20 protein-coding genes and 1 riboswitch are annotated in these 21,286 nt (G+C 58.6%); of the genes, 4 read left to right on the top strand and 16 right to left on the bottom strand.

The window, feature by feature from the left end; all coding sequences use genetic code 11:
• Positions 1–24 precede the first annotated feature (24 nt).
• Entirely contained in the window at positions 25–822 is a 798-nt protein-coding gene (locus HNQ99_RS00310) for a response regulator (RefSeq protein ID WP_184473657.1), read from the bottom strand.
• 143 nt (positions 823–965) lie between these two features.
• Here HNQ99_RS00310 and HNQ99_RS16835 point away from each other — a divergent pair, with 143 nt between their 5' ends.
• Together HNQ99_RS16835 and HNQ99_RS00300 are read left to right on the top strand one after the other, a co-directional pair.
• A complete protein-coding gene (locus HNQ99_RS16835) occupies positions 966–1,334 on the top strand; it encodes a NepR family anti-sigma factor (RefSeq protein WP_322790281.1) in 369 nt (122 codons plus the stop codon).
• A 13-nt stretch (positions 1,335–1,347) separates the two neighbouring features.
• The gene (locus tag HNQ99_RS00300) at positions 1,348–2,949 is read left to right on the top strand and encodes a sensor histidine kinase (protein ID WP_322790280.1); all 1,602 of its coding nucleotides are present in this window, start codon (positions 1,348–1,350) and stop codon (positions 2,947–2,949) included.
• Positions 2,950–2,967: 18 nt separating this feature from the next.
• Here HNQ99_RS00300 and HNQ99_RS00295 read toward each other — a convergent pair whose 3' ends face one another.
• The 8 genes from HNQ99_RS00295 to tgt all read right to left on the bottom strand — a co-directional run bounded on the left by HNQ99_RS00295 (position 2,968) and on the right by tgt (position 12,456).
• Complete coding sequence (locus HNQ99_RS00295) at positions 2,968–3,612, bottom strand: DUF938 domain-containing protein (RefSeq protein ID WP_184473656.1); 645 nt, start codon at positions 3,610–3,612, stop codon at positions 2,968–2,970.
• Positions 3,609–5,174: an aminomethyl-transferring glycine dehydrogenase subunit GcvPB gene (gene gcvPB / locus HNQ99_RS00290; protein ID WP_184473655.1), complete on the bottom strand. Its 1,566-nt coding sequence runs from the start codon at positions 5,172–5,174 to the stop codon at positions 3,609–3,611. Before gcvPB ends, HNQ99_RS00295 begins: the two co-directional genes overlap by 4 nt.
• Positions 5,171–6,529, bottom strand: coding sequence for an aminomethyl-transferring glycine dehydrogenase subunit GcvPA (gene gcvPA / locus HNQ99_RS00285; RefSeq protein WP_184473654.1), 1,359 nt, complete (start codon positions 6,527–6,529; stop codon positions 5,171–5,173). The genes gcvPB and gcvPA overlap by 4 nt, the downstream gene beginning before the upstream one ends.
• Positions 6,530–6,543: 14 nt before the next feature.
• On the bottom strand, positions 6,544–6,915 hold the full coding sequence (gene gcvH / locus HNQ99_RS00280) for a glycine cleavage system protein GcvH (RefSeq protein ID WP_184473653.1): 372 nt from the start codon (positions 6,913–6,915) through the stop codon (positions 6,544–6,546).
• Positions 6,915–8,054 carry a glycine cleavage system aminomethyltransferase GcvT gene (gene gcvT, locus HNQ99_RS00275; protein ID WP_184473652.1) on the bottom strand — a complete coding sequence of 380 codons (1,140 nt, stop codon included), beginning with the start codon at positions 8,052–8,054 and terminating at the stop codon, positions 6,915–6,917. Before gcvT ends, gcvH begins: the two co-directional genes overlap by 1 nt.
• Positions 8,055–8,220: 166 nt before the next feature.
• Positions 8,221–8,323, bottom strand: a riboswitch (glycine riboswitch).
• Between the two features lie 73 nt (positions 8,324–8,396).
• The gene (locus HNQ99_RS00270; RefSeq protein WP_184473651.1) at positions 8,397–9,569 is read right to left on the bottom strand and encodes a deoxyguanosinetriphosphate triphosphohydrolase; all 1,173 of its coding nucleotides are present in this window, start codon (positions 9,567–9,569) and stop codon (positions 8,397–8,399) included.
• Complete coding sequence (locus tag HNQ99_RS00265) at positions 9,566–11,215, bottom strand: SPOR domain-containing protein (RefSeq protein WP_322790279.1); 1,650 nt, start codon at positions 11,213–11,215, stop codon at positions 9,566–9,568. Before HNQ99_RS00265 ends, HNQ99_RS00270 begins: the two co-directional genes overlap by 4 nt.
• Before the next feature lie 110 nt (positions 11,216–11,325).
• Complete coding sequence (gene tgt, locus HNQ99_RS00260; protein WP_184473650.1) at positions 11,326–12,456, bottom strand: tRNA guanosine(34) transglycosylase Tgt; 1,131 nt, start codon at positions 12,454–12,456, stop codon at positions 11,326–11,328.
• Between the two features lie 578 nt (positions 12,457–13,034).
• Between tgt and HNQ99_RS00255 the strand changes: the two genes are divergently transcribed.
• A complete protein-coding gene (locus HNQ99_RS00255; protein WP_184473649.1) occupies positions 13,035–13,961 on the top strand; it encodes a crotonase/enoyl-CoA hydratase family protein in 927 nt (308 codons plus the stop codon).
• Here the strand turns inward: HNQ99_RS00255 and HNQ99_RS00250 are convergent.
• The 6 genes from HNQ99_RS00250 to HNQ99_RS00225 form a co-directional block, all read right to left on the bottom strand.
• Complete coding sequence (locus HNQ99_RS00250) at positions 13,915–15,945, bottom strand: putative bifunctional diguanylate cyclase/phosphodiesterase (RefSeq protein ID WP_184473648.1); 2,031 nt, start codon at positions 15,943–15,945, stop codon at positions 13,915–13,917. The two genes, HNQ99_RS00255 and HNQ99_RS00250, sit on opposite strands and share 47 nt — an antisense overlap.
• A 161-nt stretch (positions 15,946–16,106) precedes the next feature.
• Complete coding sequence (gene queA, locus HNQ99_RS00245) at positions 16,107–17,132, bottom strand: tRNA preQ1(34) S-adenosylmethionine ribosyltransferase-isomerase QueA (RefSeq protein WP_184473647.1); 1,026 nt, start codon at positions 17,130–17,132, stop codon at positions 16,107–16,109.
• 42 nt (positions 17,133–17,174) lie between these two features.
• Positions 17,175–17,789 carry a peptidylprolyl isomerase gene (locus HNQ99_RS00240; RefSeq protein WP_246414338.1) on the bottom strand — a complete coding sequence of 205 codons (615 nt, stop codon included), beginning with the start codon at positions 17,787–17,789 and terminating at the stop codon, positions 17,175–17,177.
• 130 nt (positions 17,790–17,919) lie between these two features.
• Positions 17,920–18,435, bottom strand: coding sequence for a pantetheine-phosphate adenylyltransferase (coaD, locus tag HNQ99_RS00235; protein WP_246414299.1), 516 nt, complete (start codon positions 18,433–18,435; stop codon positions 17,920–17,922).
• A gap of 1 nt (position 18,436) precedes the next feature.
• Complete coding sequence (locus tag HNQ99_RS00230) at positions 18,437–19,333, bottom strand: polyprenyl synthetase family protein (protein ID WP_246414290.1); 897 nt, start codon at positions 19,331–19,333, stop codon at positions 18,437–18,439.
• A gap of 4 nt (positions 19,334–19,337) precedes the next feature.
• Positions 19,338–19,583, bottom strand: coding sequence for an exodeoxyribonuclease VII small subunit (locus HNQ99_RS00225; protein ID WP_184473645.1), 246 nt, complete (start codon positions 19,581–19,583; stop codon positions 19,338–19,340).
• A 217-nt stretch (positions 19,584–19,800) separates the two neighbouring features.
• Between HNQ99_RS00225 and HNQ99_RS00220 the strand changes: the two genes are divergently transcribed.
• Positions 19,801–20,184 carry a hypothetical protein gene (locus tag HNQ99_RS00220; protein ID WP_184473644.1) on the top strand — a complete coding sequence of 128 codons (384 nt, stop codon included), beginning with the start codon at positions 19,801–19,803 and terminating at the stop codon, positions 20,182–20,184.
• Positions 20,185–20,283: 99 nt separating this feature from the next.
• On the opposite strand, the gene HNQ99_RS16830 is transcribed toward HNQ99_RS00220, so the two are convergent.
• Positions 20,284–21,234: a class I SAM-dependent methyltransferase gene (locus HNQ99_RS16830; protein ID WP_184473643.1), complete on the bottom strand. Its 951-nt coding sequence runs from the start codon at positions 21,232–21,234 to the stop codon at positions 20,284–20,286.
• Positions 21,235–21,286: the final 52 nt, after the last annotated feature.

Below are 21,286 nucleotides of genomic sequence, written 5' to 3'. Positions count from 1 at the left end.
TTCCGGACGATGTTCAGCGCTGTATCAGGCCGGGGCCGTAGCCTCATCGAAAAAGAGAGCTTGTGAAATCGCCGCTTTCACCGTGGATCGCTGGAACGGTTTGGTAATGAGGAAGGTCGGTTCCGGCCGTTCTCCGGTCAAAAGGCGTTCCGGAAAGGCGGTAATGAAGATCACCGGCACCGAGAATTTCGCCAATATGTCCTTGACCGCGTCAATCCCGCTGCTGTCGTCCGCAAGCTGAATGTCGGCCAACACCAGGCCCGGCCGTTCCGCCATCGCTTCCCGAACGGCTTCGTCGCGGGTCACGGCGACCGCCGTCACTTCGTGTCCCATATCCCGAACGATGGTTTCCAAGTCCATTGCGATAATCGGTTCATCTTCAATGATCAGGACCTTGGCCCTGGTTTGTGACTCGATTTCACGCAATGCGTCCTGCACCAGATCATTCACTTCAGCCTCCGGCAATCCAATGAGATAAGCGGCGTCTTCCGGCGTAAACCCTTCCATAGCGGTGAGCAGCAGGGCCTGGCGGGACAATGGCGTGATCCGGGCTAACCTGGCTCTCGCCACTTGTTCCGGACCTTCGATATCCTGGGGTAGATCCGGACGATCGCTCATATTGGCAGATCCCCAGATCACCTGAAACGTGCGGTAAAGGCCCAGGCGAGGGTCAATGCCGCGCGGAAATTGCTCCGGTGCGGCAACGATCGCCTCAAGCGTCGCCCGCACATAGGCGTCCCCATGTGCCTGGCTACCGGTAAGGGCGCGGCTATATCGGCGAAGGAAAGGAAGATGAGGTTGAAGCTGCTGGCCTAGCGACATGATCAGATGGAACTCCACAAATGGCACGGGGCCCTGATGGGACGCATAAGGTGGAACGCTGAAAGGAAGTTTGCAATCCCCGCCACGATCACCCTTTTGTCCCGTCCCAAACAAACCTAAAAAACCGGACAACTGCGGAACAAATGAAACAACGAAATGTTTCACAAGCGGTTTGGAAAATTCAATTTGCGCTGAGGCCACGCTATAGGCAAAATGAAGCGGGGAAATTAACCACGTGCACATTGCTAATACCGAAAAAGGGAAATGAATTGGCTTCTGTGAACCGAGGGCCGCGACAGGTTGCAGATATGAAAGGCAAAAGCCAAAACGATGGTGGTGCGCCCTCTTCGGATCGAACGCCACCGGGCAAGGGATCCGCGTCCGACGGCCGATCCAAAGAACCGGGGTTGGGGGATAGTAACGTCGGCAGTGCCTTGCGATCCGTCTATCAGCAGACAATAGACGAAGACATCCCCTCTGAGATGATAGATCTGCTTAAAAAACTGACCTGAGTTGGGGCCGGACGTGGCGACTCTCCACTCTGGCAGGACCTCTACGCTTCCTGTTGCGGACCCGCGCTTGTCCACCGGTGTAAAGACATTCCTCATCCTGACGCTCGCGCTGCTGCCGCTCGGCCTCATCGCGTTGTTCGCCTCGCTCCAAGCGAGCCGGACGGCTGATCTGGAAAAGGCGGCCCTGTTCAACGTTGCCGCGAATGAAAGCGCCCGTCACCTCGTATCGGACATAGCCGCCGACCGCTCCGCGCTGCGGCTGGTGGTCAATTCACTCGTAGCCGACCGTAGCGGCACCGATATCTGCGCGCGCGCTGGAGAGATATTGCGCAACCGGGGCGGGACACGGGTCGACTTTGTAATCTATGATCGACGCAGCCGCAGTCCACTTTGCTATTCCCGCCGTGAAAGCAGCCTTGCCATTCCTGAGTCCAGCCGCTTCAGCGAGGAACAGGCGGACATCCTTCCAGCGCAAAAACAGATGATCGTGCGGACGATGAGTTCCGGTGGCGAAATGGTGGCTATAGCAGTTTACGGCCTTGCCCACCTTGAACGGCGCACTAATCCGGAAACGGCTTTGCAGAGTTACCGTATCCTTTTGAAGAAGGGCAACCGGATATTGGATGTAGGCGGAACCCTGCCGCCCCGCAGCACCGACGAACTCGATCAGGTTACCGCACCGCTTGGCGAAACAGGCGTAACCTTGCTGCTGCGCGTTAAGGAGCCACCGGTAGACATAGCGCGGAGCCTGTCGGTCTTCCTGCCCCTGCTCATGTGGTTTGCAGCAGCCGCGATTGGCTGGTTTGTGGTCAACCGGCTGCTCATCCATCCGCTGATCCAGCTCCGCCGCCTGGTGTCCGATTATCGCCCGGGACAAGTTCTGGAGCCGCTGCGCCGGATGCCAACGCCCGCACAGGAGATCCGGGATCTCGGCCACACCTTCCGCGCGATTACCCAGACCGTAGCCGACCACGAAGAAGAGCTGGCGGCGGGCCTCGAACGCCAGCGCCGGCTTACGCGCGAAGTTCATCATCGGGTGAAGAACAACCTTCAGATCATCGCTAGCCTTATCAACCTTCATAGCCGCTCTGCCCCTACGCCTGAGGCGGGCGAAGCCTATACATCGATCCAGCGGCGCGTAGAGGCGCTCTCAGTGGTCCACCGCAATCATTATGCCGAGTTGGAAGAGCATCGCGGCGTCGGCATACGATCTCTCGTGGGGGAGCTTTCCGTTTCCTTACGCGCCAGTATGCCGGATGATGCGCCCAACATGGCCATTCAAGTGCACAGCGATCATCTTTATGTCAGTCAGGATGTGGCCGTTCCGGTGGCCTTCCTGATTACCGAGCTGGTCGAGTTGGCGACGCTGGTGGATCCCAAAGGAGTGCTCAAGATTTCCGTCCGTTCGGGCGAAGTGGTCCGCCAACGAAAGCACGCGCAACGCGCCATCCTGCGTGTCCAATCCGACGCGTTGCGCGCTTCGGCCACGATGACCCGCTATTTGGACGAACGCTTCGGTCGCATCCTCACCGGCCTTTCACGCCAGCTTCGCGCACCGCTGGAATATGACGAAAAAAAGGGGGAATACGGGATTGCGATCGGCCTGGTTGAGTGAAACCAGGGGTGTCGCAGGTTAACCCGCCTTCCGGAACAGCAACGAAATATTATTCGCGGGCATGTCGATCAGCTTGTCCAGGAATAGGCCATTTGCTGACGCCAGCTGCCTCACTTCATCCAGGTTGCGCAAACCCCAGGCCGGGTCGCGGGACCTGAGCGACTGATCGAAGGCAATGTTGCTGGCCGCCGTTTCCACGTCCGGGCGGACATAGGGTCCATATAGATAAAGCAGACCCTGCACCGGCAGGAGACGCCCTGCTCCCTGCATCAGACCGACGGTTGCCTCCCATGGGCTGATATGAACCATATTGATGCAAAGGATCGCATCCACTTGACCAATGGTCCAGTCTTCAGCGCGAACATCGATGGGCAATGGCGGCAGGATGTTCGACAGGCCCGCCTCCCGCGACCATTCCGCGATAGAGCCCAAAGCATTTGGATCAGGGTCACTCGGTTGCCAGCTCAATGACGGAAACAGATTGGCGAAGTGAACCACATGCTCGCCGCTGCCGCTCGCCAATTCCAGAACAATCCCCTTGCTTGGCAACGCGTCCTTTAAAACCGCTGCAATAGCATCGCGGTTGCGAACGGTTGCCGGTGCATGACGCTTGGTTTGCTCCCCGACATCCGCCGGATGCCAGGGCTTAGGCGCGTCCGTCATTCGGCCGCCTCTTGCAGGCTGGGTTCCTCCCATACCAATACCGGCTTTCTTGCGGCTTGCGTTTCATCCAGACGGCGGCGGGGGGCGTAATGAGGTGCAGAACGGAGGGTCCGGTCACCAGCCCGGGCACGCTCCGCCACACTTCGCAGAGCCGCAATGAACTGATCGAGAGCGCCCTTGCTTTCGGTTTCTGTGGGTTCGACGAGCATCGCGCCGTGCACCACCAGCGGGAAATACATGGTCATCGGGTGGAACCCTTCGTCGATCAGGCCCTTGGCGACGTCCAATGTGGTGAACCCCTCTGCAAAACCCTTGTCGCTGAACAGCGCCTCATGCATGCAGGGACCGCTGTTCCCAAAGGGCGCATCGAGCACGTCCTCCAAGCAGCGCAAAATGTAATTGGCGTTGAGCACCGCATCGCCACTCACTTGGCGCAGCCCATCGGCACCGTGACTTAATATATATGCAAGGGCGCGGGTAAACATACCCATCTGACCGTGAAAGGCCACCATGCGGCCAAAGCTGGCGGCATGATGATCGCCCGCCGTTTCTTCTTCGATCAGTTGATAGCCATCCGCCGTCCGCTCCACGAAGGGCAGCGGGGCAAAGGGCGCGAGCGCTTCGCTGAAGACAACCGGACCACTGCCGGGACCACCGCCGCCATGGGGCGTGGAAAAGGTCTTGTGCAGATTGATGTGCATGGCATCAATGCCCAGGTCGCCGGGACGTACCCTGCCCACGATGGCGTTGAAGTTCGCGCCGTCGCAATAGACATAAGCGCCCGCCGCATGCGCTGCGTCCGCGATATTCTTCATATCCTTTTCGAACAGCCCGCAAGTGTTCGGATTGGTAATCATGACGGCCGCGACATCGGAACCGAGCCGGGCCTTCAAAGCCGCAAGATCGACGCGGCCCTCCTTGTTTGCCGGGATATCCTCCACCTTGTAACCGCAAAAGGCCGCGGTCGCCGGATTGGTGCCATGGGCGCTTTCCGGCACCAGCACGACTGGGCGGGGATCATTTTTGGCTTCCAGCGCCGAACGGATCGCCAGCAGCCCGCAAAGCTCGCCATGGGCTCCGGCCTTGGGGCTCATGGCTACCGCCGCCATGCCGGTCAGGGTCTTCAACCAATGCGCCAGTTCATCGATGACGGCCAGGGCGCCCTGCACGGTAGAGATCGGCTGAAGCGGATGGAGGTCGGCAAAGCCTGGAAGCCGCGACACCTTTTCATTAAGGCGCGGATTATGCTTCATGGTGCACGAGCCGAGCGGGAACAGCCCTAAATCGATAGCATAATTTTGACGGCTTAGCCGGGTATAGTGGCGCACAGTTTCCTGCTCGGAAAGGCCAGGAAGCGCAATGGGCCGCCTGCGTTCGAGACCGCCCAGGCGGGGTGCGACCGTTGGCGGCTCGGCAAAATCGACGCCAGTGGTCTCACTGGACCCAATTTCAAATATCAAAGCCTCTTCCAGCATCAGGCCGCGGTTGCCAGTGTAGGTAGCGGGGCCCGCAGCCTCAGCCGCTGCTGGACGCGTAGGGCGGCCTTCTTTGAGCATGTTCATGCCAAAATCTCCTCAAGCGCCGCTGCCAGCGCCTCGACATCTTCTGCGGTGGTGGTTTCCGTCACGGCAATCACCAGGCCCTGTGCTATTTGGGAAGCATCCGGGAACAGGCGGCCAAGTGACACGCCCCCTAGAATATCTCGATCGGCAAGTTGCCGCACAACCGACCTGGCGTCCTTTTCAAGCAGCAGGGTGAATTCATTGAAAAAGCCATCATTCAGAAGGCGAACGCCGGGAACTTTGCCAAGCCGTTCCGCAGCCGCCACTGCAAGTCCATGATTCAAAAGGGCAAGTTGCCTCAATCCCTTCTCACCCAGCAATGTCATGTGGACGGAAAAGGCAAGCGCGCAAAGGCCGCTATTGGTACAGATGTTGGACGTCGCCTTTTCGCGGCGAATATGCTGTTCCCGAGTGGAGAGCGTCAGAACGAAACCGCGCTTTCCTTCCGCATCCACCGTCTCTCCGCACAGCCGACCCGGCATTTGTCGCACAAATTTCTGCTTGGTTGCGAATAGGCCCAGATAGGGCCCGCCGAACTGCAAGCCGACCCCGATCGACTGCCCCTCACCAACAACGATATCGGCATCCATTTCGCCCGGAGGCGTAAGCGCGCCAAGAGCGACGGGCTCGGTAACCACTGCGATCAGAAGCGCTCCCGCCGCGTGCGCCTTAGCCGCAATAGCGCTCAAGTCGGCAATCCGCCCTAATATATCCGGATATTGCACGACTACGCAGCTTGTGCGGCCGTCAATCGCCTCAATGAGGTTCGCGGCGTCAGTTTCCGCCTCCAGCCGCGGCGCGGAGTGGACGATTTCGTCCCCGGTAAAACGGGCCATTGTCTGCGCCACGGACACATAATGCGGGTGAAGCCCCGACGACAGCACCGCCTTTGACCGTTTGGTGATCCGTCCCGCCATGACGACGGCCTCCCAACAGGCGGTCGAGCCGTCATACATGCTGGCATTTGCCACATCGCAGCCGAATAGACGCGCTACCTGGGTCTGGAACTCGAACAGGACCTGCAGCGTCCCCTGCGCGATTTCCGGCTGGTAAGGCGTATACGCGGTGAGGAACTCGCCACGCTGTATCAGGTGATCGACGCTCGCCGGAATGTGATGACGATATGCCCCGGCCCCAAGGAAGAAGGGCACTTCTCCTGCCGCCATGTTCCTACGCGCGAGCCCGGAAAGATGACGTTCGACAGCCAGTTCGCTGGCGTGATCCGGCAAGCCCGGAATGGCTTCCTCAAGGCGGGCTTCCATCGGGACGTCGGCAAATAGTTCGCCGATGGAGGCGGTTCCGATCCGCTTAAGCATTTGCTGTCGATCGGCATCGGTGAGTGGCAGGTATCGCATGAGGGGCTCTCCGATCACAAATCCTTCAGAAATTTATTGTAAGCGGCTTCATCCATCAGCCCATCCAACTCCGCTGGATCGGTGAGGCGCAGCTTGAAAAACCAACCGTCCTCTTCCGCATCGCTGTTGACCAGGGCGGGTTCGCCCTCAAGCGCGCCATTCACCTCGACGACTTCGCCCGACAGGGGGGCATAGACATCGGATGCCGCCTTGACCGATTCGACGACTGCGGCATCATCGCCCTTGTCGAAGGTCGCGCCTTCGTTTGGCAAATCCACAAACACAATGTCGCCCAATTGGCCTTGGGCGTAATTGGTGATGCCAACGGTAGCGATTTCCCCTTGGACGTCGACCCACTCATGTTCGTCGGTGAAATATCGGCTCATTATTTAAGCTCCCTGGTGCGGTGATAACGGTGTGGTACAAAAGGCATCGCCGTGACCGTGGCGGCAAGGCGTTTGCCCCGCACTTCCAGTTCCAGCTTGCTGCCCAATGCGGCATGTTCGGCAGCGATATAGGCCATTGCTATGGGTGCCCCGAGGCTGGGGGCAAAGCCGCCGGAAGTGAGGCGGCCCACTTCCTTTGCACCGATGAACGCCTTCGCGCCTTCACGGGCGGGCATACGGCCATCGATGAGGAGGCCGACGCGCCTTGTCGAAGTCCCAGAAGCCAAGAGTTCCAGAATGCGGTCCGCGCCGGGAAAACCGCCTTCACTGCGGCGCCGTTTGGAAATAGCAAAGGCCAGATCCGCGCTGATCGGATCAACATTCTCATCAAGGTCATGGCCATAGAGCGGCAGGCCAGCTTCAAGCCGAAGGCTGTCCCGAGCACCAAGGCCGATCGGCTTGACCTCCGGCATTTTGCACAACTCATCAACGAAATTGGCTGCGGCTTCAGCGGTTAGGCTGATTTCAAACCCGTCTTCGCCAGTATAGCCAGAGCGGCTGATCCATAAATCATGGGTGCGCCAGCGGAACGGACCTGCCTGCATGAAGAATAGCTTTTCGACGCCAGCAACAAGCCGCGACAGCGCAGCGGCGGCTTGCGGCCCCTGAAGAGCGAGCAAAGCCTGCTCATCCAGATGATTGATCGTGATTTCGTCAGGCAAATGCTCACGAAGATGGGCAATATCGTCCCATTTGGTCGCCCCATTGACGACCATGTACAAATCCTCTGAGCGCCGTGAGATCATCAGGTCGTCCAAAATTCCACCGTCGGCGTCCAGCAGCAGCGAATAGCGGATGCGACCTTCTTTCAGGCCCTGCACATCGCCCGGCAGCAAAGCTTCCAGGGCGATATCCGCACCTTCGCCGGAAAAGACGAGCTGCCCCATATGGCTGACATCGAAAAGCCCCGCATGTTCGCGGGTCCAAAGATGCTCGGCCAGGATGCCCTCATATTGGATCGGCATCGTATAGCCGGCGAAGCTCACCATGCGTGCGCCATTTGCCCGGTGCCACACGTCAAGGGGCAGAAGCGCGTCGACGATCTCGATATCGTTGTCGTGTAAATCAGTAGCGCTCATATCCGGCTTCGCTCCATTTGAGGGGACAGAGTCTGAACGCACCATTGGCGCCCTTCTCCATCACCCCCTCTGTCACGAAACCTGAGAGCTTGACCGGCGGGGTTGGAGCCCGCGCGGCTTACACCTTCGGTGGGACGGCCTGTGCCATCCGCTTTCCAGAGTGCCTCTTGACGATGCGGTCCGGTGGCCTGAGAGTTTCCGGGGCGGTTGCTCCTTCGGCGTCCTTTCCTCCCTTTTGGGGTGGATCGGATCTCTCCCGCATCGCCATCCGCCCGAATCCGGGCGGCGACATAAGACTCTTCGCTTAGGTGATCAGCACTGTCAATCGTCGCAGTGTAACAATCAGACCACGAAACCTTCCGGCAAGTCTGAACTTCCAAAGATTTCGCGATGGCGTGAGAGAGCGAAGCGGTCCGTCATGCCAGCAATATAATCAACGACATGCCGACTTTTTTGCGGTTCATCTTCGCTGCACCCCTCCGTCCAGCCCTCCGCCATCAAATGCGGATCGGCATGATAGGCGGTGAAAAGATCATTGACGATCTTCTGCGCTGCCTCCGAAGCGGCGAGTTGGCGTGGATGATGATAGAGCGTGGCATACATGAACCGCTTCCACTGCCGCTCCGCCTCAGCCAGTTCAGGCGAAAAGCCGCCTAGCATACAGCCAGCGGCACGCACATCCTCGACCGTCTCAACCCCGGTATCCCGAATGTTGGCACGCGTATTTTCCAGGACGTCATTGACCATCAGGCCAATCTGGTCCCGGATCAGTTCGGGCACCAAACGATTATGGGGAAGGTCCGGATACCGCGTCTTCACCCGGTCCCAACTCGTGCGGACGAACTCCACCTCCAGCAATTGATCGAGCGTGAGCAGACCGGCGCGAATACCATCATCAATATCGTGATTGTCGTAGGCGATGTCGTCGGCAATGGCCGCTATTTGGGCCTCCAGCGAGGACCAGCCGCCAAGATCCAGAGGGAAAAGAGCGTCCACTTCCCGCATCGCCCAGCCGGGGTGGGCGACAGGTCCATTATGCTTGGCCAGACCCTCCAGCATTTCCCAACTGAGGTTGAGGCCGGCCCAGCGTGGATAAGGCGAATCCAGCAGCATCAGGGTGCGAAGCGTCTGTGCATTATGATCGAAACCGCCATGGCGGCTGAGCGCCAGTTCCAGTCCCTCCTCACCAGCATGACCAAAGGGCGGATGACCAATATCATGGGCAAGGCAAAGCGCTTCAGTCAGGTCTTCATTAAGGCCCAGCGCCCGAGCAATCGTACGACCGATCTGCGCGACTTCAAGGCTGTGGGTCAGCCGCACCCGGTAATGATCGCCATCCGGCGCGATAAAGACCTGCGTCTTGTGGCGCAGCCGACGAAAGCTGATTGAGTGGATGATACGGTCGCGATCGCGTTGAAAGGCGTCGCGCGGGCCCCGCGTCTCGCCGCCCGGTTCATGATGCTGTCGGCCGCGGCTAAGGCTGGGCTGGCTGGCATAGGGGGCACAAAAACTCATTTTTCGGCAAGCTTTTCAACTTCCAGGCCATCGGTGCTTTGCCAGATAAAGCCGTCGCCACCCGCCTTCAGCCAGTCCGAATAGAAGCTTTTGGCGGCGGCGGTCGTTGCAAAGGGACCCACAACCATTCGGCGGGTCGCCCCCCAAGGGGAACTCCATGCGTCGCGACCCTTGAGCAAATCAGGATATTTCTTTCGCAACTTACCCATATCGAAAGCCAAAGCCTTCACATCGCGACCCGTCGCGATCTGAACCCAGATGCGCGCCGGGTTCTTGGCTTTTTCTTCGGCTTCAGCCTTTGCCTTGGCTTTTGCTTCTGCCTCGACCTTCGCCTTTGCCTTGGCTTCTGCGGCAGCCTTGGCTTTGATGGCGGCGGCTTGTTCCGCTTTGCGCCTTTCTGTCTGAATGCGCGCGATTTCCGCCAGATCGACCGGTGCCACCCTCTGCGTGCGTTCCGTTTCAGGAACGGCAACGGAGCTCATGATTTGGGCAAGGTTACGTCGTTCCTGCGATATCGCCGGAGCTGTTGGTGCGGGAGTGGGCTGCACCTGCCTGGTCGGCATTGGCTCCTGCGCCGGTGGTCCGATACGTTCGGGTTGGGGCACGGCCATGCGGCTGGTCAAGGGACGCGGCTCGGACGGCGGCAAGGGTGAGGTTGTTGCCGTCCGCGCGGGAGGCGCTACCGGCCGAGTGACGGGCGCGGATTGCGGAACAACGGGCTGAGGCGTTGCGACGGGAGCCGCAACCTGGCGTGAAGGTTGAGCCCTGACCCGGCGATCACGGTTGGACAGGGGCGCCTGCGTGGTCGCATTGCCCGCCGTCGATGGCGTACTGGGTGCGGGCGCGATACCCGCTCCTGCCGTACGTACCGTTCCCGCCGGAAAATTGCCAAAATGCACAGCCGCCGCCCGCTGGATGGGGGTCAGCGAAGGCATGCGGTCCATGAAGGGCTGGATTGCCGCAGCCATGTTCTTGGGCATCATCACCGTAGTGATGTCTCGGGCCTGTTTAGTCTGGCCGTTCATCGCAAGTATGAAGGCACGGTCACGCCACGCCGCCTTGTCGCTTTTACGCAGCAGTGGATCGAGCAGCTTGTCCGCCTCCTGCCATTTGCCGGATATACCCAGCGAAACGGCATATCGGCGGATGAGGATCGGGTCCCGTTCGTTCCGGTCAAGGGCGAGTTGATAATCCTGCTGCGCACGGGCTGGATTGCCGGTGAGGTCAAAGGCAAGGCCCCGATCCCCTGCAATATCCACCTCGCGCGCGCCCAGACTCACGGCTTCTCCAAATAGCCGTAACGCTTCGGCAGGGTTTTCCATGCCGAGCATTGAACGGGCAAGACCCGTCTTCATCCGGTAACTACTGGGCGAAACTTCCTGAGCACGCGCAAAAAAGCCAGCAGCGGCGCGGGCGTCATTAAGTTTCAGCGCCGCCTCGCCTGCCCCTATCAAAGCCTCCGCGTCACGAGGATTGGAGGCGAGCCGCGCCAAATGCGGGCTAAGTTCCTCTGCGCCCTCGGGCTGACGGATCTCCAGCGAAGACGTGCTTTGAGCAGGCTGTGTCTGAGCAAGGCTTGAAAAGGCGACAAGGACGCCGGGAAGCGCTGCCGCAAGAGTTAGCAATTTCAGTGAAAACCGGGTCACAAGCGGGTCAATAGCAAGGGCATGGCTGAATGGGAAATGTATCCGCAGTGGAAGGTGAGGCGGGAGGCATCGGGGATGAGACGAACATCGCTTCGCCTCGGCTCCCCTCTTCAAACTTTAAGATAGCGCCGCCTGAAATCCCGCGCATATTCGCTAAAGCGGCCCTCCGAGATGCTGTTCCGGATCGCGGCCATCAATGCCTGATAAAAGCTGATATTATGCTGCGTCATCAACATGGCGCCCAATATCTCTCCCGCTTTTACCAGATGGTGGAGATAGGCTCGGCTCCAGGTCGAGCAGACGGGGCACCCACAAGCCTCATCCAGCGGCCCCTTGTCTTCGGCAAATCGCGCGTTTCGGATGTTGAGCGGCCCGTCCCAGGTAAAGGCCTGTCCATTTCTTCCGCTGCGGGTAGGAAGCACGCAATCGAACATGTCGATACCTCGTTCGACCGCTCCGACGAGGTCGTCGGGCTTTCCGACGCCCATTAAATAGCGGGGCTTGTCGGCGGGCAGCATTTCGGGAGCAAAATCCAGTGTGGCGAACATTGCTTCCTGCCCTTCGCCCACCGCAAGGCCGCCGACGGCATAACCGTCGAATCCAATATCGATGAGCTTTTCGGCGGAAATCCGGCGAAGTTCCTCGTCCAGCGAACCCTGCTGAATGCCGAACAGGGCCGCCCGTCCGGCATGCTCTTCTCCACTGTCGAACCCCTCGCGCGATCGTCTCGCCCAACGCATGGAGCGTTCCATCGAGGACGCAGCTTCATCACGAGTCGCACCGTTTTTCGTGCATTCATCGAACGCCATGACGATATCGGAGCCCAGCAGCCGCTGTATCTCCATGGACCGCTCCGGCGTCAGCAGGTGCCGCGATCCGTCGATATGGCTGGAAAAGGCGACGCCCTCCTCGCTCATCTTCGTCAACGCGGACAAGCTCATGACTTGATAGCCGCCACTGTCGGTCAGGATCGCCCGCTCCCACCCCATGAAGGCGTGGAGACCGCCCAGCCGAGACACTCTTTCGGCGCCAGGCCGCAGCATCAGATGATAGGTATTGCCCAAAATGATGTCCGCTCCGGCGGCGCGAACCTCCGCCGGGCGCATCGCCTTTACGGTCGCCGCCGTCCCTACCGGCATGAAAGCCGGAGTATGGATGTCTCCACGCTGCATGGAGATCACGCCCGTGCGGGCCTTCCCGTCGCTTGCGGTAATGGAAAAGGCGAATCTCGGGCTCGACATAGGGGCCCCTCATAGTCGGCAGGTGCGGCAGGTCAAATTTGCTGCACGTAAAATCCCTTATTCACGCCTGCGCCGTAGCGTCATATATCAATAGTTAACGCGCTTTTCACCAATTTGGGATTATGTTACAAGTGCTTGTCTGATGCAGCGGGGGGGCCGCTTGTCTCAGTGCAAGAAAAACGGATCAATTCGCTTCCGCAGTCAAAGTCTTTAATTCGGCGATAACGGCCGATAAAGATTTCGCTGCCGGCTGCCATGGACAAGTGCCACGGCTGGCCGTCAGGAGTGCGTAATATCAACGCAACTCGCCCCTGATTTCGTCCGAAGTCTGTCATAGGGACAGGTATAGGGCGAAGGGGTTAAGAAACAGTGTTTGAGGATCCGGTATTGGAGAGGCGGGACTGATTTCAGGCCAGTAAAGTCCCAAACTGAGTCTTCGGTGCAACTATCTGAGTCCGTTAGGCAACAGATTTGGTTAAAAAGTGAGCTAACGAATGTCCCAATTTGGAAACGCTGTTGCATTGCAACAGGGAAATATGCAGTCCTATGGCGTAACGATGTTCCGGGGGGAACCCAATATGATCGAATCAGGCCATTTTAATGCGCTCGACCGGTCCGCCGAAATTGCCAATGACGTCGTCCACGACGATATTGGCATCGACATCCGCGGCAATCCTACCCCGCTCTTTGATCTCGGACAGATGGAGGTCAATTGGGAAGAGGAGCTTGGAACGCTTTGGGCCTATATCACTCCCAATGACCGGCCAAATTACAACATCGGTTTGCTGCGCGACACGATGACATGGCAGACAGAGGCAAAACGGCTGTTCGATCGCCCGAAATCCCCCCTTAAATATATGGTTTTGGGATCCCGCTTTCCGGGCGTATTCAATCTTGGCGGCGATCTCGACATGTTCGCCAACTGCATTGAACGGCAGGATCGGGCCACCCTGTTGCAATACAGCCATCTCTGCGTCGAAATCGTGGACAAGGTTTGGCACTGCAACGACATGAATGTCGTCAACATCGGCTTGGCTCAGGGAGACGCGTTGGGCGGCGGTTTTGAAGCATTGATGACGTTCGACGTCATTGTCGCTGAACGTCATGCGCGCTTCGGCCTGCCCGAAATCCTCTTTGGTCTGTTCCCCGGAATGGGGGCCTATTCCATTCTTGCTCGCCGCATCGGCCATGCTCAGGCCGAGCGCCTCATCATGGAAGGCAAGGTCTACAGCGCCGAGGAAATGTACGATATGGGCCTTATCCACGTCATTGCCGAAACCGGCGAAGGGGAACAGGCGGTACGCGACTATATAAAAGCCAATAGCCAGCGTCACGCCGGCCATGTGGGCGTTTATCGCGCCGGCCGCCGCGTCAATCCGCTTCGCCTCGACGAGCTGAGGGAAATTGTCGAAAATTGGGTCGATACCGCGCTCAAGCTAACCGAAAAGGACCTTAAGCTTATGAGACGCCTCGCTGCAGCGCAAACCCGTCTTCATATGCGTTGACGCTCGGTTGCTGATCCAGCAAGGGCATATCGTCCTTGCCGCTTTGTTCGTTCAGCAGCTTGGAAACCGCCGCGTCGCCCAAAGGACGACAGAGCAGATAGCCTTGTACATTGGTGAAACCAGCTTCGTTCGCATAACGAAGCTGGTCCGCCGTTTCGATGCCCTCTGCCACTGTGTCCATCCGCAGCGCGGACGCCAGATGAGCCACAGACTGGATGATCGCCCGGTCTTCATAGCTTTTGTGGATGCCGGCCATGAATGACTGGTCCACCTTGATGGTATCGAATTTGTAGGACCGCAAATAGCTCAGCGAGCTGTAGCCAGTGCCGAAATCGTCGAGCGCCAGCCGCAATCCGATCCGCTGCAATTCGCGCAGGATTTGGCTGGTTTGCAAATTGTCCTCCAGGAAGACCGACTCGGTCACTTCCAGCTCCAATCGGCGGGCTTTCAAACCGGAAGAATAGAGGCAGGCGATGACGGTGCGCGGCAAATCGCCCGACCGAAGCAGCGCCGGCGAGATATTGACGGCCACCCGGATTTCGTCGGGCCATTGGGCCGCGGCGGCGCACGCCTGGCCCAACACCCATTCGCTGATTGGCCCGATCATGGAGATGCTCTCCGCAATCGGAATGAACTCGCCAGGGGAAACGTCACCCAGCACTGGATGATGCCAGCGGATCAGCGCCTCGCAACATGCAACACGGCCGGTCTTCATATCGAAGATCGGCTGGTAACGCATGCTGAACTCTCCTTGCTCGATGGCCCGTCGCAAGCCCGCTTCAATTTCGCGAACCCGGTGCAACCGCTCCTTCATGGACCATTCGAACAGACTGTAGCGATTTCGCCCGCCATTCTTTGCGTGGTAAAGGGCAAGGTCGGCGTGCTGCAGGATTTCCTCGCGGTCGGCGCCATCCTGGGGCGCTACGGCTATGCCTATGGACGCTGTTACCGCCAGATTGTGGCCGCCGACCTCGAATGGATCGCGGAAATGTTCGAATATGTCTTCGGCAATTTCGGCCGCCTCCTGCCGTCCAGTCTGGCGGCATAGGATAATGAACTCATCCCCGCCGAACCGTGCGAGACTTCCCCGCCCGGCAAGCACTGCTCCAACCTTCTCCGCGACGGAAACCAGCAGTTGGTCGCCCACCATATGGCCGAGGGAGTCGTTGATCTCCTTGAAACGATCAAGATCGATCCAGAGAACCGCCAGCTGATCGGCACTGCTATCCCCTTCTTCGAACATATCTCGGATACGCATATGCATGGCCATTCGGTTCTCAACACCGGTCAGGCTGTCATAGCGCGCCAACTTCTCAAACTTCGCGGCCAGCATCGTCTTCTGCTGTTTTCCGGTCAGCGCCTGGAGGACGATCCTGTGCGTCGTATTGGAGATTTCCGCCATGCCCGGAATCATCAACACCAGGACAATGGACAGAATGCGGTAGCCGGTATCCTCGACCAGCCACAATCCCAGAGCGGTCGGGGCCAAGGCCAGGAAAACCTGTCCCACCGCGATATGCACCCGCCCCGCATTGCGTCCGGAAATGCCGCCGGCATAACCAGTTGCCAGCGAAACGGCCAGCATGTGAATAATGGCATTCTCGCTTCGGATGAGCGCTGCGCATGCCATAAGGCCCAGGGAAGCCGCGTATAGCCAGGCACCCAGCTCATAGGCCAGTTCCCAGCCGCGCGATCCCTTGACCGAACCTTTCATCATGTGCCGATGGAAATAGGTCGCCGATACGACACGTGACGTTGCGACGAGGCAAATGAGCGCCGTCAGGCCGGTCAGCACCCAGTCCTCCGCCACCCGAGCGACGGCGACGCTGACCGCGCTGCCGGCTATGGCGCCGATCGTCAGCGATGTTGGGGAGGCATAAAGGGATTCGACGAGAGCCCGACGGACGTCAGCATTCTGCTGCGCGTCAACTGCTGCCTTGGCGCGCCATCTGCACAGAAGATTTTTGAGGCGCGAGCTCCACATCCACCTCTTAATGGACGAGCAACCTTGTTTTTTCGTTAATTTCAGGAAAAAGCCGGATTACGCACTGCCCATAATTAACAGCTAAATCAATGGGTTATCAGTATTGAAAAATTAATGGGCAAGATTGCGCGCTGACCGTCGTAATTAGGGCAAGCATCTCATTACGGCAGTAACAAACTGGCATCACCATAGCTGTAGAAGCGATAATCCGTCGCTATCGCATGTGTGTAAGCTTCCATCATCCGCTCCCGTGTCATCAGGGCGCTCACGAGCATGAACAGGGTTGAGCGGGGAAGGTGGAAATTGGTGATAAGGCCGTCAGTCGCTCGAAATGGATAACCGGGCGTGATGAATATGCGCGTATCCCCTTCGAAGGGCGCGATCTTGCCCTCCACGGTCGCTGCGCTTTCCAAAAGGCGCAGGCTGGTCGTGCCCACTGGAATGATGCGCCCGCCTTTTTCCCGCACCATGTTCAGCCGCTCTGCCGCCGCCGCGTCGATCCGCCCCCATTCGGCATGCATGTGATGGTCGGCTGTGTCATCCACCTTTACCGGCAGGAAAGTGCCGGCGCCCACGTGCAGCGTCAGCGTTTCGCTGAGCACTCCTGCCGCCGCGAGACGCTCCATCAGTTTCGGCGTGAAATGCAGCGCGGCGGTCGGCGCCGCCACAGCACCCTCCCTTCGCGCGAACATAGTCTGATAATCCTGCCGATCGCGCATGTCGGCCGGGCGCTTGCTTGCAATATAGGGCGGCAGCGGCATTGTTCCTGCCCGTTCCAGCAGGACTTCGACCGGCTCTTCGCCTAAGAAGTCCAGCGTCAGGGCTCCGTCCACTGTCCTTGCCCCAGCAATGGCAGTGACGCCTGCCCCGAAATCGATCTGATCGCCTGTCCGCACCCGCTTGGCATTGCGGATAAAAGCCTGCCATTGCCGCAACCCCGTCCTCTTGTGCAGAGTGGCGCCGATCCGCGCGTCACCTCGCCGGCCCTCAAGCTGGGCAGGGATGACCTTGGTGTCGTTGAACACCAGGCAGTCCCCCCGCCGGATCAGTTCCGGCAAGTCGACTACATGGCGATCTTCCAGGCGCTCTGGTCCCAGCACCAGCAAGCGCGCACTGTCCCGGGGACTTGCAGGGCGCAAGGCGATACGCTCGGGCGGCAGATGGAAGTCAAAAAGATCGACCCGCAATATGGACTCCCAAACTTTTCTCTCACCAAGAGAAAATAACGCTCAGTTCTTGATCGGAGCGTTCAGATCATCCGCGGTGATCTTGGCCCCCGGCTTCTCCGCCGGTTGAGCAGGCAGGACAGCGGGCGGCGTTTTGCCATCCGCTTCAACCGAAGCCTGAACCACTCGCGTCGGGTTTGCCGGCGGCTCGCCCTTGGCAATGGCGTCGACAAACTCCATTCCACCGATCACTCGTCCGAACGCCGTATATTTCCGGTCGAGCGAAAAGCGCGGCATGAGCATGATGAAGAACTGGCTGTTGGCGCTGTCAGGTGAAGACGCCCGCGCCATTGCCACCGTTCCGCGCAGATGCGGATAGGCATTGAACTCAGCCTTCAGGTCCGGCAGTGGCGATCCGCCCTGCCCTGTGCCCGTAGGATCGCCCGTCTGGGCCATGAAACCATCGATCACACGGTGAAAGATCACGCCATTGTAAAAGCCTTGCCGCGCCAGCGTCTTCACGCGTTCGACATGATTGGGTGCAAGATCGGGCCGCAATTGGATGCGCACGCGGCCGCCGGTTGAAAGATCCAGATCCAGCACATTTTCCGGATCCACCGGAACCGAGGCCGGAGGGCTCTGCAGAGGGACCGTCTTTACGTCGGCTTCCTGCGCCATCGCAGCGGAAGCCGCGAACAGAACCGGCAGGCAGAAAAGAAAGGCTTTGGACGGCATGTGAAGATTTTCTCCGGAAAATAATCTGGTGCGGCGAAACGAAGCGACGCCTAGCAAATTGTAAATGAACGGATCATGACGCTTTTAACGCCCTCTCCGCGATCCGTTCGACCACTTGGTCGCGTACGGCCGCAGTCACAAACTTGGATATATCGCCGTCGAAAATCGCGATTTCCTTTACGAGCCGCGATGCAATCGGCTGCAGCGAAACGTCAGCCATCAGGAAAACTGTTTCGATCCGGCTGTTCAACTGCTGATTCATGCCCGCCATTTGATATTCATATTCGAAGTCTGCAACCGCGCGCAGTCCCCGGATAATGACGCTCGCCCCTTCACGTTCGGCAAAATTCATCAGCAGCGAATTGAATGCGACGACATGGATTTCCGCGTCTATCGCCGCACATTCCCGCCGCACCATCTCCATTCGCTCCCCCACGCCGAACATGGGCGATTTAGAGGGATTGTCCGTTACGCCGATGACCAGTCGGTCAACCAGCTTGGCTCCGCGCCGGATGATGTCCATATGTCCCAATGTTATGGGATCGAACGTGCCCGGATAAACACCCACCCGCATCTTGGCTTTGGTCATTTCAGCGGTCCCTTTCGACAACATAATCGGCAATGGCGCGCAGCAGGTCGGCTTGCGAACCATAGATATGCAGATGGTCCTTGGCCTGCTGGACCAGCAATTGCGCCTGCTCCCGCGCGCGTTCCACCCCCAGCAACGACACGAACGTTTCCTTGCCCGCACGCGCATCCTTATTGAGCGCCTTGCCTGCAAGCACCTCATCGCCCTCTACATCAAGCAGGTCGTCCGCGATCTGGAAAGCCAGGCCAAGGTCGCGCGCGTAGCCGCGCAGGCCCGTACGGGCCTCGGGCGGCACCTTTGCCATGATCGCGCCAGCCTCCAGGCAAAAGGAAATGAGCGCACCGGTTTTCAATTGCTGCAATCGGGTCACGGTGGCGAGGTCGAAACTCTCGCTTTCCGCCTCGATGTCCATCATTTGCCCGCCCGCCATGCCAGCGGCTCCGGCAGCACGCGCCAGTTCCAACATCAGGGCCGCGCGAACGAAGGGGTCGTGATGCGTCTCCTCACTTCCCAAAACCTCAAAAGCAAATGTGTGAAGTGAATCTCCGGCCAGTAGGGCGGTGGCCTCGTCAAATGCTTTGTGCACCGTGGGCTTGCCACGTCGCACATCGTCATTATCCATGCTGGGAAGGTCATCGTGGATCAGTGAATAGACGTGAATGCATTCGATAGCGACACCGACCCGCAGCGCAGCGTTGCCATCGATATTGAACAGGTCGCATGTCGCCTGGACCAGCAAAGGCCGCAGCCGTTTGCCTCCGCCGATGGCCGCATGGCGCATTGCTTCGTAAAGGCGGCGGCGGGAATCCTGGGGAACGGCCAGCAGATGATCGAACTGCCCATCGATATCGCGGGTGATACGCTCGATGGCGAGACCAAGGCTGACGCCCCCGTTCAACGGCTTAATCCGCCTCGAAGGGCTCTATGCCCGTAACGCCGCCGTCATTTCCCAGGGTGATCTTGTCGATCCGGGCCTGGGCATCGGCAAGCCGTTTTAGGCATTGCGCCCGCAACTTGTCGCCCTCGGCATAAAGGGTGATCGACTGATCCAACGGCACATCGCCGCTTTCCAGCTGCTGCACGATCGCCTCCAGCCGCTTCAGGGCATCTTCGAACGACAGGGATGAAAAGTCCGTTTCTTCCGACATGCTCTTGCAATGGCGGTGCCGCTGGCCGGGGTCAAGTGGGTGCGAACATGGCGGCTCGGTTACGCCCCTCTTTTAGGGTGAGTAAGCACAAACGATCCAGCGGGCGCAACTTTGTTGCAACCAGTGGGAGCGTCGAGGGGCGACTCACCATTTTTTCCTGCGATTAGGCCGTAAAGGGGATTGACGGCGCGCTTCCTAATAGCAAAGAACGCGCGCTATGAACGTTTATATTTTACCCCTTACCGCCGCTGCGGCCCTCATGACCCTGACGGCCTGCGGCCAGTCTCAACCCGAAGTCGTCGACAACAAGGCGCCTGACCAAATTGCTGAGCAGGCGGCTCAGGCTGCTCCTGTGGCACTTCCGCCAGCAGTCAAGGACAGCCGCAGCTATCGCTGCAAGGACAACAGCATCATCTATGTTGACTTCCTTGCCGACGACAAGTCCGCCAATCTGCGCACCGACAAGGCAGGCACGCCGACCGCGTTGAAAGCGGATTCTCCCGGCCAGCCATATAAGTCGGATGGTTTCGAAGTTGTCGGCAGTGGAACGGCGATCACTGCGACTATTCCTGGCAAAGGCACTCAGGATTGCAAGGCCTGAGCCTTTTCGTTCATTGACAGATCAGAATAAAAGGCCGGAGATCAAACTCCGGCTTTTTTGTTTGCGAGTTTAATTCAGCCGCTATTGCCGCTATCGCCGCTATACTCGCCTGATCCAGAAACTGCCGGGCCTGGCAGAGGGCTTTTGCAACATCCCTGGCAGAATTGCCCGCAAGCACGCATTATACCGTTTGGCGAGCCAGTTGCTCGCGACCAGAATCCCATAGCCGGCATTCATGGAAAGAAAGGCCTCAAGCAGATATTGTTCGTTCCAGAGCACCTTGCGGTCGAATATCCACTCTTCCGGATAGTCCGCAGGCGTAAAAATGTCATGGATATGTACAAGGACCCCGGACTTCAGGGTCGGCAATATCTGCAGAAATTCGAACAGCACATCACCTTGAGGCCGGATGACGTGACTTGAATCGATGAAAAGAATGTCATTCTCATCAAGCCCTGCAAACAATTCGGCAGGACAACGCTCGACGCGCTCGCGAATTACCGTGACGTCCAGCCGCTCAAGCCAGGGCTGTTCATAAGGTTCAATGCAAATATGCGCGCATTGATAGTCCCCATCCTCCGCCACATTGCAGGCGATAGCGGCCTGGGCCAATTTGGTTGACTGCCCAGCCCCGATCTCGATCAAGCGCCTGGGCTTGAAGGTCCTGATCATGCCGTAGAGAATATCGGCATCGCCGTGACCATAATCGCCTTGATTTTCGAAACAATAGGATCGCTCATCAGCAGCGGGCGCGAAAAAAGCTTCCAATTCGTCAAGCCCGCGCAGGGAACGCAGAAATTCCAACTGCTGCCCCGCATCCAGTTTTATGCCCGGTATCTTGCGATCATTTTCGAGCGGGTGAAGCAGGTCCTGGTCGGTAATGAAGGGATTATAATAATGCCGCTCATAGATCGCGATGCCATTCTTCCGCAATTGATCGCCCGTGCGAGAGGCTCTGGGCGGCGAGTTGGCGAAAAACCGAAGCGGTCCTGCCAGCCCCTTGGCGAGAAGTGCTCCGACCCTATCCTTGGTCTGTTCGCCAAAAGCCACGGAAAACCTCGCTGATTTTTCGGAAACCAGCGATTAATATGGCAAGCCGGGA

Origin of the sequence: Rhizorhapis suberifaciens (assembly GCF_014200045.1) — a bacterium.
Classification (GTDB): Bacteria; Pseudomonadota; Alphaproteobacteria; order Sphingomonadales; family Sphingomonadaceae; genus Rhizorhapis; species Rhizorhapis suberifaciens.
The sequence above is the reverse complement of the archived record's forward strand: the minus strand, read 5'-3'. Positions and strand labels throughout refer to the sequence as shown.